This is a genomic window from Pantoea sp. S-LA4, from assembly GCF_054482835.1.
Genome location: NZ_JBTLRC010000002.1, coordinates 528,073 through 542,646 on the forward strand (window position 1 = coordinate 528,073; position 14,574 = coordinate 542,646).

The window sequence follows — 14,574 nt, forward strand, 5'->3', positions numbered from 1 at the left end:
ATTTCCTCTGTCCGTCACCGGGCAGAATGTGATGCTGACCGCAAATTCGCTAAATGCCCGGCTGGCTCTGTGCAGTTGCACAATGTTCTGGCCGCCATCCATGCGTATTCTATCTCTCCCCCTCTTTTTCTGGAGTAATGGATGGCTACCTATCATCTTGATGCCCGGCTGGCGCAGGATATCGTGGCGCGCACCATGAAAATTATTGACAGCAATGTCAACGTGATGGACGCGCGTGGCCGGATTATCGGCAGCGGCGATCGCGAGCGGATTGGGGAATTGCACGAAGGCGCGCTGCTGGTGCTCTCTCAGGGACGGGTGGTCGATATTGATGAAGCGGTGGCGAAACATCTGCACGGGGTACGGCCGGGCATTAACCTGCCGTTGCGGATTGATGGCGATATTGTCGGGGTGATCGGTCTGACCGGTGAGCCGCTGGCGCTGCGCCATTATGGTGAACTGGTCTGTATGACGGCAGAGATGATGCTGGAGCAGGCGCGGTTGCTGCATATGCTGGCGCAGGACAGCCGCCTGCGTGAAGAGCTGGTGCTGAACCTGATTCGCAGCGATACCCTGTCGCCCCAGCTGACCGAATGGGCGCAGCGGCTCGGCATCGATCTTAACCAGCCGCGGGTGGTCGCTGTGGTTGAGGTCGATAGCGGCCAGCTCGGTGTGGATAGCGCCATGTCAGAACTGCAACAGCTTCAAACGTTGCTGACCACGCCGGAGCGTGACAATCTGATCGCCATTGTTTCGCTAACCGAAATGGTGGTGCTGAAACCGGCCCTGAACGGGCATGGACGTTACGATCAGGAGGATCACCGCCGACGGGTAGAGCAGCTGTTGCAGCGGATGAAAGAGAGTGGTCATCTGCGGATGCGGATTGCGCTGGGGAACTTCTTCACCGGTCCTGGCAGCATTGCACGTTCTTACCGAACTGCCCGCACCACCATGATGGTCGGTAAACAGCGGATGCCGGACGTGCGCAGCTATTTTTATCAGGATCTGGTGCTGCCGGTGCTGCTCGACAGCCTGCGCGGCGGCTGGCAGGCCAATGAACTGGCGCGGCCGCTGGCGAAGCTCAAGAGCATGGATAACAACGGCTTGCTGCGACGGACGCTGATTGCGTGGTTTACGCATAATGTGCAGCCGAGTGCGACTGCGCGTGCGCTGTTTATCCACCGCAATACGCTGGAATATCGACTGAACCGGATTTCGGAGTTAACCGGGCTGAATCTCAGCCATTTTGACGATCGGCTGCTGCTCTACGTGGCACTGCAGCTGGATGAGCAGGGCTGAGAGAAACGGCGCGGCAGAAAAAGCAAAGGCCAGCACTGCTGGCCTTTTTCATCGCTGGTCTGGCAGGGAATTAACGACCGCTGCGGGTCAGCTTTTCCAGATCCGATTCAATTTCGGTAATCTTGTGTGATACCACGCTTTCCAGATGACGCAGGTCATCAAGGATTTTGCGTTTCAGGTCCACTTCAACCTGGTCGCGCTGGCAAATCTGGTCCAGCTCGTCGATCACATAGCGCAGATTCGGACTGATTTCCTGCACTTCTTTGTAGCCCTGCGTGGCGTGATCGGCTACTACGGTTTTGCGCTGACGCGGATATTTGAATTTTACGCTTTTGGCGAAAAACTCCCCTTTGTCTTTGCGGAAGTAGATCTTGAGAATATCGTTATTGGCTTCCTGACGCAGGCTGTAGCGATCAATATCGTCCGGATTACTGATACCTAAGCTTTTCAGATTGTCATACATAGCGTTGTTTCCATCAAAAAGTGAGAAGCGCGCAGTCGTGTTCATGACGTTAAACAACTGTAGACATAAATAAGCTGGATGAACATTGCGCGACGGGATTTAACTGGCGCGGATTATGACCTGAATAAAAACTAAACGCACCAGTTAATTCGCGGCGCGAAGCATGTTATTTGGGAATGGCTGTAAAGAAAAGATGACGGGCCGGTTTCCAGCCCGTCAGTGACATTAGTCGATGGTACGCAGCAGTTCGTTGATACCTGTTTTGCCAAGCGTTTTCGCATCTACTTTCTTGACGATAACGGCACAGTAGAGGCTGTAGCTGCCATCTTTAGAGGGCAGGTTACCGGAAACCACCACCGAGCCCGCCGGCACGCGGCCATAATGCACTTCACCGGTTTCGCGGTCATAAATTTTGGTGCTCTGGCCGATGTAAACGCCCATCGAGATCACCGAACCTTCTTCAACGATGACGCCTTCAACGATTTCAGAGCGCGCGCCAATGAAGCAGTTATCTTCGATGATGGTCGGGTTTGCCTGCAGCGGTTCCAGCACGCCACCGATACCCACGCCGCCAGAGAGATGAACGTTTTTACCGATCTGCGCGCAGGAACCTACGGTCGCCCAGGTATCCACCATGGTGCCTTCATCCACAAAGGCGCCAATGTTGACGTAAGAAGGCATCAGCACGGTGTTGCGGGCGATATAGGCACCCTGACGCACCGCCGCAGGTGGCACGACACGGAAACCCGCTTCTTTGAAACGCGCCTCATCCCAGCCAGCAAATTTCATGGGTACTTTGTCGTAGAAACGGGTTTCCGCGCCTTCCATTACCTGGTTGTCGTTGATGCGGAAAGAGAGCAGGACCGCTTTCTTCAGCCACTGATGCGTTACCCACTCGCCGTCGATCTTTTCGGAAACGCGCAGTGCACCGCTGTCCAGCAGAGAGATCACCTGGTTGATGGCATCACGGGTTTCGTTGTCGACGCTGGCTGGGGTGATATCAGCACGACGTTCGAAGGCGGATTCAATAACGCTCTGTAACTGTTGCATATTTTTTTCCTGATCTGTCATGTGCAGTGCCGGGCAATCCCCCGACACCAGTAAAAAGTTTAAGATTCACAAATCGACTTTGGTCACACTTTATCGTTTGGATTAAGGGCTTCTGTCAACCGTTGTTGCAACGCTTTACGCATTTCTTCACTCAGCGCCTGGCGCTCACTGTTGGCGAGAATAAACAAATCCTCGACCCGCTCGCCGATGGTACTGATGCGCGCGCCGTGCAGCGAGACGCCGAGATCGGCAAACACTTCACCGACCCGCGCCAGCAGGCCGGGCTGATCGAGCGCCACCAGTTCCAGGTAGCTGCGGCGGTCGGTGTGGGTTGGCAGGAAATTGACTTCGGTATCCACGCTGAAGTGCTTCAGTTTGGCCGACGGACGACGGGTTCGCGGCGGCACCCAGTCTGACTGGGTAATCGCCTGTTCCAGCGCCTGAATAATCATCGGATGGCGGTCGGGTGACAGCGGACTGCCATCGGGCTCCAGCACAATAAAGGTATCCATCGCCATGCCGTCGCGGCTGGTAAAGATTTGCGCATCGTGCACGCTGAGGTTGCGGCGATCCAGCTCGCCCGCCACGGCAGCAAACAGGTGCGGTCGATCCGGACTCCAGATAAAAATCTCGGTGCCGCCGCGCGTCGCCTGCGGGCTGACCAGCACCAGCGGTTTTGTCAGATCGTGGCCCATCAGATGCCGGGCGTGCCAGGCGATCTGATTCGGCGTATGCCGCAGGAAATAGTCGGCGCGGCAGCGGTTCCAGATTTGGTGCAACCGCTCTTCATCGATATTGTCCATCCGCAGCAGCGCCAGCGCCTGCAGACGATGGTGGCGCACCCGTTCGCGCAGGTCCGGGCTGTTCTCCATACCGCGCCGCAGCTGTTTCTCGGTGGCGAAAAACAGTTCGCGCAACAGGCTCTGCTTCCAGCTGTTCCACAGGCTTTCGTTGGTGGCGCAGATATCCGCCACGGTCAGGCAGACCAGATAGCGCAGCCGGTTTTCATTCTGCATCACCTCGGCGAACTGCTGGATCACCGTCGGGTCCTGAATGTCGCGGCGCTGCGCGGTGACTGACATCAGCAGATGATGGCGCACCAGCCAGGCGACCAGCTGGGTTTCACGCGAGTTCAGGCCGTGCATTTCAGCGAAGTCGAGCGCATCCTGGGCGCCGAGAATCGAGTGATCGCCGCCGCGCCCTTTGGCGATGTCATGTAGCAGCGCAGCCATCAGCAACAGCTCCTGCTGCGGCAGGCGCGGCCAGAGCTCAACGCACAGCGGGTGCTGCGATCGGGTCGTTTCGCTGGCGAAACTCTCCAGCTTCTGCAGGACGCGAATGGTGTGCTCATCAACGGTATAGGCGTGGAACAGATCGAATTGCATCTGGCCGACAATATGACCCCACAGCGGCGTGTAAGCCCATAACACACTGTGACGATGCATCGGCACCAGCGCCCGGCTGACGGCGCCAGGATGACGCAGAATAGACATAAAGGTGCGACGCGCTTCCGGGATCTGACACAGCGGCTGTTTCAGATGGCGGCGCGCATGGCGCAGATGACGCAGCGTGGTGGAGTAGATGCCTTTAATGGCGTCGTTGCGCACCATAACGTAGAACATGCGCAGAATCGCCTGCGGCTCACGCTCAAACAGGGTGGCATCGCGCAGGTCAATCAGGTCGCCGCGCAGCTGAAAGTCATCGTCGATCGGGCAGGGCTTTTCACTGGTCGGCAGCGCCAGAATGGCTTCATCAAACAGCTGCAGCAGCATCTGATTCAGTTCACCGATCCGCCGCGTGACCCGGTAAAAATCTTTCATCATCCGCTCGACCGGCTCGTTGCCTTCGCCCTGATAGTTGAGGCGTTGCGCCACGCTGAGCTGACGATCGAACAGCAGGCGGTTGTCGTAGCGGGGCAGGGAGAGGTGCAGGGCGAAGCGGATGCGCCAGAGAAACTCCTGGCACTCGTTCAGCTCGCTGCGCTCCACTTCGGTGAGGAAACCGAAGCCGACCATCTCATCCAGCGTGGTGGCTCCAAAATGGCGGCGCGCCACCCATTGCAGAGTGTGGATATCGCGCAGACCGCCAGGGCTGCTTTTGATGTCTGGCTCAAGGTTATAGCTGGTGCCGTGATAGCGTTTATGGCGCTCCTGCTGCTCTTCGATTTTGGCGGCGAAAAAGGATGACGAGGGCCAGAATCCGTCGCTGAAGACGTTTTTCTGCAGTTCAAGAAACAGCGCCACATCACCGGTCAGCATCCGTGACTCAATCAGGTTGGTCGCAACGGTCAGATCCGATAAGCCTTCCAGCAGACACTCTTCCAGAGTGCGCACGCTGTGGCCGACTTCCAGCTTCAGATCCCACATCAGGGTCAGCAGCGCGCTGGTGCGCTGTGCCGCCTGGTCATCCAGCGGCTGACGGCTGAGGATCAGCACGTCGATGTCCGACAGCGGATGCAGTTCGGCACGGCCATAACCGCCGACGGCCACCAGGGCGATATCACTCATCGGGTCAAAGCCGAAGAAGCGCCACAGGCGACGCAGCAGGCGATCGATAAACAGCGTGCGGGCGTCAATCAGCGGCTCGACCGGTTCACCGGCGTCGAACGCGGTGGACAGGTACTGATGAAACTGCTCCAGCCGCTGTTTCAGGATGTCGCGGGTGAGCTGATCGTCATCCCATTCGGCCGGGGAATCGACCAGACCGTTTTGTACCTCTTCCGACAGGCTCACGCTCATGCAGCTCTTCTCTTCTTCAGCCAAAAAAAAGCCGGCATAGCGCCGGCTTGATTCTGTAGTGGGGGAATTACCCTTCAGCAACCAGCACCGCAGGCAGGGTGTCATCTTTGCGCAGGGTTAAGATCTCACAGCCGTTTTCCGTCACCACAATAGTATGCTCATACTGCGCGGACAAGCTGCGATCTTTGGTTTTTACCGTCCAGCCATCTTTCATGGTGCGGATGCGGTAATCGCCCGCATTGACCATCGGTTCTACGGTAAAGGTCATGCCCGCCTGCAGCACCACGCCGCCATCGTCCGCATCGTAATGCAGCACCTGTGGCTCTTCATGGAAGCCCTTGCCGATGCCGTGACCGCAATACTCACGCACCACCGAGAAGTCATTCGCCTCCACATATTTCTGAATCGCGCGGCCCAGCTCACGCAGACGGATGCCTGGCTTAATCAGGCGCAATGAAAGATAGAGGCTCTCCTGCGTGACGCGGCACAGACGCTCGCCCTGAATGGTCGGCTTACCCACGATAAACATCTTCGAGGTATCACCGTGGTATTCATCTTTAATCACGGTGACATCGATATTGATGATGTCGCCATCTTTTAACTGGCGGTCATCGCTGGGTATACCGTGACAGACCACCTCATTGACCGAAATGCAGACCGACTTCGGAAAGCCGTGGTAGCCGAGGCAGGCAGAAACTGCCTGCTGATGCTGCGTGATGTAGTCGTGGCAGATGCGGTCCAGCTCACCGGTGGTGACACCCGGTTGAACGTGTGGCTCGATCATCTCCAGCACCTCGGCAGCCAGACGGCCCGCAACGCGCATTTTTTCGATTTCTTCAGGGGTTTTAATTGAAATTGCCATTAAATTAATCCGCATTTGTCGAAATTTTCGACAATAATAAGTTCTGTGCTGTCATGTTAGCAGCCAGTAAATGGGCTGCCAAATAGAGAACGCGCTGGCCTCCGTCAGCGATCATTTATTGGCGTCCAGGGCGCGGTTATGGTATAAAGCGCGCCGACGATTCTCTGCAGGCTGGGTCTATCGGTCGGCAGGAAACGCATAACTCTCATTATGTGTAATAAAACACACATGTATCGACACATACGCCGGGGTGCCTTGAAAGAGGTCGGTCGTATGGGATACATGGAGGCCCAACCCCAATCAAACTTTTAGAGGTTATCATGGCAACTGTTTCCATGCGCGACATGCTCCAGGCTGGTGTTCACTTCGGTCACCAGACCCGTTACTGGAACCCAAAAATGAAGCCATTCATCTTTGGTGCTCGTAACAAGGTTCACATCATCAACCTGGAAAAAACTGTCCCTATGTTCAACGAAGCTCTGGCTGAACTGAACAAGATCGCTTCCCGTAAAGGTAAGATCCTGATCGTAGGTACTAAGCGCGCTGCTGCTGAAGCGGTAAAAGAGTCTGCACTGAGCTGCGACCAGTTCTTCGTAAACCACCGCTGGTTAGGTGGCATGCTGACCAACTGGAAAACCGTACGTCAGTCAATCAAACGTCTGAAAGATCTTGAGACTCAGTCTCAGGATGGTACTTTCGACAAACTGACCAAAAAAGAAGCGCTGATGCGTGGGCGTGAGCTGGCCAAGCTGGAAAACAGCCTGGGCGGTATCAAAGATATGGGCGGTCTGCCAGACGCGCTGTTTGTTGTTGATGCCGACCACGAACACATCGCAATCAAAGAAGCAAACAACCTGGGTATCCCGGTATTTGCTATCGTTGATACCAACTCAGATCCAGATGGCGTTGATTTCGTTATCCCAGGTAACGACGATGCGATCCGTGCTGTAAACCTGTACCTGACTGCCGTTGCGACCACCGTGCGCGAAGGCCGTTCTCAGGACCTGGCTGAGCAAGCTGAAGAAGCGTCTTTAGAAAACGCTTAATAAGGTTTGCTCTGCATAAGAGCCCTTAGTATTCAGATGTGATCTGTAAGGGGCCAATGCTGGCCCCTTTATTTTATCTAAGTCTGTCACGCTCCCTTCGGGACAGCGGGACAGAGTAAATTTTCCGCAAATAAGTGTCTGTGGGTGCAAACGTACCGGGGCACGAACCGAGGATTCTGGAATGGCTGACATTACCGCTGCATTGGTAAAAGAACTGCGCGAACGTACTGGCGCGGGCATGATGGATTGCAAAAAAGCGCTGACTGAAGCGAACGGCGACATTGAGCTGGCGATTGAGAACATGCGTAAGTCTGGCGCAATCAAAGCAGCGAAAAAAGCAGGCAACGTTGCTGCTGATGGCGTAATCAAAACCAAAATCGTTGGTGACTACGGCGTGATTCTGGAAGTGAACTGCCAGACTGACTTCGTTGCGAAAGATGGTGGTTTCCAGGCATTCGCAGACAAAGTTCTGGATGCGGCTGCAGCGGATCGCGTTACCGACGTTGAAGTCCTGAAAGCGCAGTTCGAAGAAGAGCGCGTTGCGCTGGTTGCTAAAATCGGTGAGAACATCAACATCCGCCGTGTGGCAATCCTGGAAGGCGCAGAGCTGGGCAGCTACCTGCACGGCGCACGTATCGGCGTACTGGTTTCAACCACTGGCGCAAACGAAGATCTGATCAAGCAGATCGCGATGCACGTTGCGGCGAGCAAGCCTGAGTTTGTTAAGCCAGAAGACGTTTCTGCCGACGTGGTAGAGAAAGAGTACCAGGTTCAGCTGGACATCGCGATGCAGTCTGGCAAGCCAAAAGAGATTGCAGAGAAGATGGTTGAAGGCCGTATGAAGAAATTCACCGGTGAAGTTTCTCTGACCGGTCAGGCTTTCGTTATCGACCCAAGCAAAACCGTTGGCCAGGCGCTGAAAGAGCAGGGCGCTGACGTCATCAATTTCATCCGCTTCGAAGTGGGTGAAGGCATCGAGAAAGTTGAGTCTGACTTCGCTGCAGAAGTTGCAGCCATGTCCAAACAGTCTTAATGCTCTGAAAGAACCGCCAGAAGGCGGTTCTTTTTTGTCTGTGAACCGCAACAGACACGTTTTCAGTTTCATCCCAATAGCAATTTGATTGCGGTAAGCGGATGATCGATCAGATTTTACTTCTCCTTATCACCCTATCTTCCAGGAAGAACTGACCATGGCGACCAACGCAAAACCTGTTTATCAACGTATCCTGCTGAAACTGAGCGGCGAAGCCCTGCAAGGCGCTGAAGGTTTTGGTATTGACGCGAGTGTGCTTGACCGTATGGCACAAGAGGTAAAAGAACTGGTTGAACTGGGCATCCAGGTTGGCGTTGTGATTGGCGGGGGTAACCTGTTCCGTGGCGCAGGCCTGGCACAGGCGGGCATGAACCGCGTCGTGGGCGACCACATGGGAATGCTGGCGACCGTGATGAACGGCCTGGCAATGCGTGATGCACTGCACCGCGCCTATGTGAACGCACGCCTGATGTCGGCAATTCCACTGAACGGCGTCTGTGACAACTACAGCTGGGCGGAAGCGATTAGCCTGCTGCGCAACAACCGCGTGGTGATTTTCTCTGCCGGTACCGGTAACCCGTTCTTCACCACTGACTCTGCTGCCTGCCTGCGCGGCATTGAGATTGAAGCCGACGTGGTACTGAAAGCAACCAAGGTTGACGGCGTTTACTCTGCCGACCCGGTGAAAACCCCGGACGCGACGCTGTATGAACAGCTCACCTACGCTGAAGTGCTGGATCAGGAGCTGAAAGTGATGGATCTTGCCGCCTTCACTCTGGCGCGTGACCATAAATTGCCGATCCGCGTCTTCAACATGAATAAACCTGGCGCACTGCGTCGCGTAGTGATGGGTGAAAAAGAAGGCACCCTGATTACGCATTAATACCCGAGGCGAGATAAAATAAGGTATATTCTGTCAGCGCGATGATAACGCATCGCGCACCAGTCAGGATTATCGATGATTATCGATCCCGCTTCCGGTTATGCCGGAACTGGCCAGGTCAAACCGAATCCAAGGGTTTCAACGTGATTAACGACATCAAAAAAGATGCTGATACGCGCATGGACAAATGCGTCGAAGCATTCAAAACCACCATCAGCAAAGTGCGCACCGGTCGTGCTTCACCTTCGCTGCTCGACGGCATCGTCGTCGAATATTACGGTACGCCAACGCCGCTGCGTCAGCTCGCCTCCGTCACCGTGGAAGATTCACGCACGCTGAAAATCAACGTGTTTGATCGCTCCCTCGGTCCGGCAGTCGAAAAGGCGATCATGACCTCCGATCTGGGCCTGAACCCAAGTTCAGCCGGCACGGATATTCGTGTTCCGCTGCCTGCACTGACGGAAGAGCGCCGTAAAGACCTGATCAAAATCGTGCGCGGCGAAGCCGAGCAGGGCCGCGTGTCGGTACGTAACGTCCGTCGCGATGCCAACGATAAAATCAAAGCGCTGCTGAAAGATAAAGAGATCAGCGAAGACGACGAGCGTCGTGCGCAGGATGAAATTCAGAAAATGACCGATGCACACATCAAGAAAGTTGATGCTGCACTGTCAGAAAAAGAGACGGAGCTGATGGATTTCTAATCCCATCACTGCCGGACAAAACGCCGTACAGAGAGGTATTCGTATGAATGCGACATCTGGCGGCGTTTTACATTGTGCCTGCGGGCACGTCTGTTGACTTCACATGGATAGCATCATGAAGCGATTAACTCTGCTGGGCTCAACCGGGTCGATCGGCACCAGTACCCTGGCGGTGGTGCGCGCCAATCCGGAGCGTTACCAGATTACGGCGCTGGTTGCCGGCCAAAACGTAGCGCTGATGGCCGAACAGTGTGCCACTTTCCATCCGCGCTATGCCGCAATGGCCGACGAAACGTCAGCGGCCGCGTTGCGTGAGCGACTGAGAGCACTCAAGGTAAACACTGAAGTGCTCTCCGGCGTTCAGGCAGCCTGTGAGCTGGCAGCGCTGGATGAGGTCGATCAGGTGATGGCGGCAATTGTCGGCGCATCCGGTCTGCTGCCGACGCTGGCAGCGATCCGCGCCGGCAAAACCGTGCTGCTGGCGAATAAAGAATCGCTTGTCACCTGCGGCCGTTTGTTTATGGAGGCGGTGCGCCATCATAATGCTCAATTACTGCCGGTCGACAGCGAGCATAACGCCATTTTTCAGAGTTTACCGGCTACCATCCAGCATCAGTTAGGTTACGCTGACCTGCAGGATAACGGCATTGAGTCGATTATCCTTACGGGATCAGGTGGTCCTTTTCGTGACACAGATTTAGCGGATCTTAGCGCCATGTCGCCGGATCAAGCCTGTGCACATCCGAACTGGTCAATGGGGCGAAAAATCTCCGTTGATTCGGCCACCATGATGAATAAAGGTCTTGAATACATTGAAGCCCGTTGGCTGTTTAATGCCAGCGCAGCGCAGATGGAAGTGATACTGCACCCACAATCGGTGATTCACTCCATGGTGCGATACTGCGATGGCAGCGTGCTGGCTCAGTTGGGTTCTCCCGATATGCGTACGCCGATTGCCCACAGCATGGCCTGGCCTGCGCGTATTCACGCTGGCGTCACGCCGCTGGATTTCACCCGCATGTCGGCGCTGACGTTTGCAGAACCTGATTTTGGTCGCTACCCCTGTCTGAAGCTGGCGATTGACGCTTGTGAAGCAGGGCAGGCGGCGACCACCACGCTCAATGCTGCCAACGAGGTTGCCGTTGCGGCTTTCCTGAATCACCAGATTCGCTTTACCGACATCGCCGCGCTGAACAGCGCTGTGCTGGCGGCACAGGCGTGTCCGGAACCGGATTCGGTGGACGCTGTCCTTGAAATCGATCGCACCGCACGCGCGCTGGCGACAGAAATGTTGTCGCGCTTCACGTCGTGACGCCGATCGTTATGAGGCCATTTGTTCGCTTCAGGTGAAAATGGTATAGTCGCTGGCTCGCGTTTCACGGTCTGTCACCGGATTCGGTGTAGCCTGACATAAGGTGTCAGGATTTAGATCGGGCGCAATGTATTCAGAAACCACAGCATTTCTGATGAAAGGAATAGAGTACGCGTTATGTCGTCTAACAATCACAACAACACTGATGACCAGCAGGAAACCGGTCCGCGCCACGTCGCTATCATCATGGATGGCAATGGTCGCTGGGCCAAAAATCAGGGAAAATTGCGTATTTCCGGCCACAAAGCGGGCGTGAAATCGGTTCGCCGCGCGGTCAGTTTTGCCGTGAGTAATAACCTTGAGGCGCTGACGCTCTATGCTTTCAGTAGTGAAAACTGGAGTCGTCCGGCGCAGGAAGTCACCGCATTAATGGAGCTGTTTGTCTGGGCGCTCGACAGTGAAGTAAAGAGCCTGCACAAGCACAATGTCCGTTTACGCATCATTGGCGATACCAGCCGGTTCAGCCCGCGTATTCAGGAGCGGATTCGTCGTTCTGAGGCGCTGACCGCAAATAATGATGGCCTGACGCTCAACATCGCTGCGAACTACGGCGGCCGTTGGGATATTATCGAAGGCGTGAAAAAACTGGCAGAACAGGTACAGGAAGGTTTACTGCGTCCTGACCAGATTACCGAAGAGAGCCTGACGTCGCAGCTCTGTATGCATGAGCTGGCGCCAGTGGATTTAGTGATAAGGACCGGGGGAGAGCATCGGATTAGCAACTTCCTGCTGTGGCAAATTGCCTATGCTGAATTCTATTTTACCGATGTGCTCTGGCCGGATTTCGATGAACACGTTTTTGAAGGTGCACTGAATGCATTCTCTCTGCGGGAGCGTCGTTTTGGCGGCGCTGCACCAGGCGGCGCCTGAGCAATCTGGGGGTAACCTTTGCTGAAGTCTCGTCTGATTACCGCGTTGATATTAATTCCGCTGGTAATTGCTGCTCTGTTCTGGTTACCGCCGGTGGGTTTTGCTATTACCACCATCGTTATCTGCATGCTGGCTGCCTGGGAATGGGGGCAACTGGCTGGCATGGCGTCCCGTCAACAACGCATCTGGCTGGCCGTGCTCTGTGGGCTGCTGCTGGCGCTGATGCTGTTTACCTTGCCACCTTATCAACATGATGTGCATCTGCCGCAGGTCGCGACCTCGCTTTGGGCGTCGCTGGTGTGGTGGGTTGTTGCGCTGTTGCTGGTGCTCTCCTATCCTGCTTCGGCGTCGTTCTGGCGCCATTCGCGTCCGCTCCGCTTACTGTTTGGCGTGTTAACGCTGGTGCCTTTCTTCTGGGGCATGATGGCGCTGCGTCAGTATCATTACGATACCGACCATTTCGCCGGTGCCTGGTGGCTGCTGTTTGTGATGTTGCTGGTGTGGGGCGCCGATTCGGGTGCCTACATGTTTGGCAAAATGTTTGGTAAGCACAAGCTGGCACCGAAAGTCTCTCCAGGTAAAACCTGGGAAGGTTTTCTTGGCGGTCTGGTGTCGTCGGCGCTGATTGCACTGCTGTTTGCCACGCTGGCACCGCTGACGGTATCAGCCGGCACGCTGGTGATCTGCGCGATTATCGCCACGCTGGCCTCGGTGCTGGGTGACCTGACCGAGAGCATGTTCAAACGTGAAGCGGGGATTAAAGACAGTGGCAACCTGATTCCCGGTCACGGCGGCATTCTGGATCGCATCGATAGTCTGACGGCGGCAGTGCCGGTGTTTGCCTGTTTACTGCTGCTGGTGTTCCGCACCCTTTAAGGACAGGCAACGATGTTGAGTATAATCTGGAGTTTTGTCGCCTTTATCGTCGCGCTGGGCGTGCTGATTACCGTACATGAGTTTGGCCACTTCTGGGTCGCTCGCCGCTGCGGTGTCAAAGTCGAGCGCTTCTCCATCGGTTTCGGTAAGTCACTCTGGCAGCGCCGCGACCGTCACGGCACCGAATTTGTTATCGCGCTGATCCCACTCGGCGGCTACGTCAAAATGCTCGACGAACGCGTTGAAAGCGTACCGGCTGAGCTGCGCCATCAGGCGTTCAATAACAAAGCTATCTGGCAACGAGCCTCGATCATTGCGGCCGGTCCCATCGCCAATTTCCTTTTCGCCATCTTCGCTTACTGGGTTGTGTTTATTCACGGCGTGCCTGGCGTACGTCCGGTCGTTGGCGAAATTTTAAACGGTTCGGTGGCTGCAGAAGCGCAAATTAAGCCTGGCATGGAACTAAAGGCGGTTGACGGTATCGAAACGCCTGACTGGGATGCTGTACGCATGGCGCTGGTCGGTAAAATCGGCGACAGCACTGCCACCTTAACCGTGGCGCGTTTCGGCGAAGAGGCCACGCAACAGAAGCCGCTGGATTTACGTAACTGGCAGTTTGAACCTGATAAGCAGGACCCGGTGGTGGCATTGGGTATTCGTCCGCGCGGTCCGCAGATAGAAACCACCCTCGCCGAAGTTCAGGCGAACTCGCCAGCCAGTGAAGCCGGTTTGCAAGCAGGCGACAGGATCGTTAAAGTCGATGGTCAGCCATTATCGCAGTGGCAGGCTTTTGTCGCTCAGGTCCGGGATAATCCCGGCAAAAGCATGGCGCTTGAGGTGGATCGCGGCGGTGACAACATCACGCTGACGATGACGCCAGAGGCGAAACCTGGCAACGAAGCGGAAGGGTTTGCGGGCGTCATTCCCCGAATTGTTCCACTGCCAGAAGAGTATAAAACGGTAAGACAGTATGGCGCGTTTGCGGCAATCGGCGAAGCCAGTGTAAAAACCTGGCAACTGATGAAGCTCACCGTTTCTATGCTGGGCAAGTTAATAACCGGTGATGTAAAGCTGAACAACCTGAGCGGACCAATTTCGATTGCGCAGGGTGCAGGATTGTCAGCAGAGTATGGGTTGATTTACTACCTGATGTTTCTGGCGTTGATTAGCGTCAACCTGGGCATCATCAATCTGTTTCCTCTGCCGGTTTTAGATGGTGGGCACTTGCTCTTCCTGGCGATCGAAAAGATCAAAGGTGGACCGGTGTCCGAGCGAGTTCAGGACTTTAGTTATCGCATCGGTTCGATTTTACTGGTGCTGTTAATGGGGCTTGCACTTTTCAATGATTTCTCCCGTCTGTAATCGCGGAAACGCGAACATT

At 55.3% G+C, this 14,574-nt stretch carries 13 protein-coding genes; 9 read left to right on the forward strand and 4 right to left on the reverse strand.

The window, feature by feature from the left end:
• Positions 1–141 precede the first annotated feature (141 nt).
• A complete protein-coding gene (locus ACX3P5_RS03210) occupies positions 142–1,299 on the forward strand; it encodes a CdaR family transcriptional regulator (protein WP_233985250.1) in 1,158 nt (385 codons plus the stop codon).
• Between the two features lie 70 nt (positions 1,300–1,369).
• On the opposite strand, the gene ACX3P5_RS03215 is transcribed toward ACX3P5_RS03210, so the two are convergent.
• The 4 genes from ACX3P5_RS03215 to map form a co-directional block, all read right to left on the reverse strand.
• Positions 1,370–1,762: a DUF3461 family protein gene (locus tag ACX3P5_RS03215; RefSeq protein WP_193585240.1), complete on the reverse strand. Its 393-nt coding sequence runs from the start codon at positions 1,760–1,762 to the stop codon at positions 1,370–1,372.
• Positions 1,763–1,987: 225 nt separating this feature from the next.
• Positions 1,988–2,812: a 2,3,4,5-tetrahydropyridine-2,6-dicarboxylate N-succinyltransferase gene (dapD, locus tag ACX3P5_RS03220; protein WP_458968285.1), complete on the reverse strand. Its 825-nt coding sequence runs from the start codon at positions 2,810–2,812 to the stop codon at positions 1,988–1,990.
• Positions 2,813–2,895: 83 nt separating this feature from the next.
• Positions 2,896–5,550, reverse strand: coding sequence for a bifunctional uridylyltransferase/uridylyl-removing protein GlnD (glnD, locus tag ACX3P5_RS03225; protein WP_233985248.1), 2,655 nt, complete (start codon positions 5,548–5,550; stop codon positions 2,896–2,898).
• Positions 5,551–5,617: 67 nt separating this feature from the next.
• Complete coding sequence (gene map, locus ACX3P5_RS03230; RefSeq protein WP_233985247.1) at positions 5,618–6,412, reverse strand: type I methionyl aminopeptidase; 795 nt, start codon at positions 6,410–6,412, stop codon at positions 5,618–5,620.
• A gap of 320 nt (positions 6,413–6,732) precedes the next feature.
• Here map and rpsB point away from each other — a divergent pair, with 320 nt between their 5' ends.
• The 8 genes from rpsB (at position 6,733) to rseP (ending at position 14,555) form a co-directional block, all read left to right on the forward strand.
• Positions 6,733–7,458, forward strand: a complete 726-nt coding sequence (rpsB, locus tag ACX3P5_RS03235) for a 30S ribosomal protein S2 (RefSeq protein WP_233985246.1) — start codon at positions 6,733–6,735, stop codon at positions 7,456–7,458.
• Positions 7,459–7,639: 181 nt separating this feature from the next.
• Complete coding sequence (tsf, locus tag ACX3P5_RS03240; RefSeq protein ID WP_094120979.1) at positions 7,640–8,491, forward strand: translation elongation factor Ts; 852 nt, start codon at positions 7,640–7,642, stop codon at positions 8,489–8,491.
• A 157-nt stretch (positions 8,492–8,648) separates the two neighbouring features.
• The gene (gene pyrH, locus ACX3P5_RS03245) at positions 8,649–9,374 is read left to right on the forward strand and encodes a UMP kinase (protein WP_031375278.1); all 726 of its coding nucleotides are present in this window, start codon (positions 8,649–8,651) and stop codon (positions 9,372–9,374) included.
• Positions 9,375–9,517: 143 nt separating this feature from the next.
• Positions 9,518–10,075: a ribosome recycling factor gene (gene frr / locus ACX3P5_RS03250; protein WP_031375279.1), complete on the forward strand. Its 558-nt coding sequence runs from the start codon at positions 9,518–9,520 to the stop codon at positions 10,073–10,075.
• A 115-nt stretch (positions 10,076–10,190) separates the two neighbouring features.
• On the forward strand, positions 10,191–11,387 hold the full coding sequence (ispC, locus tag ACX3P5_RS03255) for a 1-deoxy-D-xylulose-5-phosphate reductoisomerase (protein ID WP_233985245.1): 1,197 nt from the start codon (positions 10,191–10,193) through the stop codon (positions 11,385–11,387).
• 177 nt (positions 11,388–11,564) lie between these two features.
• Positions 11,565–12,317 carry a (2E,6E)-farnesyl-diphosphate-specific ditrans,polycis-undecaprenyl-diphosphate synthase gene (gene ispU, locus ACX3P5_RS03260; protein WP_233985244.1) on the forward strand — a complete coding sequence of 251 codons (753 nt, stop codon included), beginning with the start codon at positions 11,565–11,567 and terminating at the stop codon, positions 12,315–12,317.
• Between the two features lie 18 nt (positions 12,318–12,335).
• Positions 12,336–13,193, forward strand: coding sequence for a phosphatidate cytidylyltransferase (cdsA, locus tag ACX3P5_RS03265; RefSeq protein WP_233985243.1), 858 nt, complete (start codon positions 12,336–12,338; stop codon positions 13,191–13,193).
• 12 nt (positions 13,194–13,205) lie between these two features.
• The gene (rseP, locus tag ACX3P5_RS03270; RefSeq protein ID WP_233985242.1) at positions 13,206–14,555 is read left to right on the forward strand and encodes a sigma E protease regulator RseP; all 1,350 of its coding nucleotides are present in this window, start codon (positions 13,206–13,208) and stop codon (positions 14,553–14,555) included.
• The last annotated feature ends 19 nt before the right edge of the window (positions 14,556–14,574 follow it).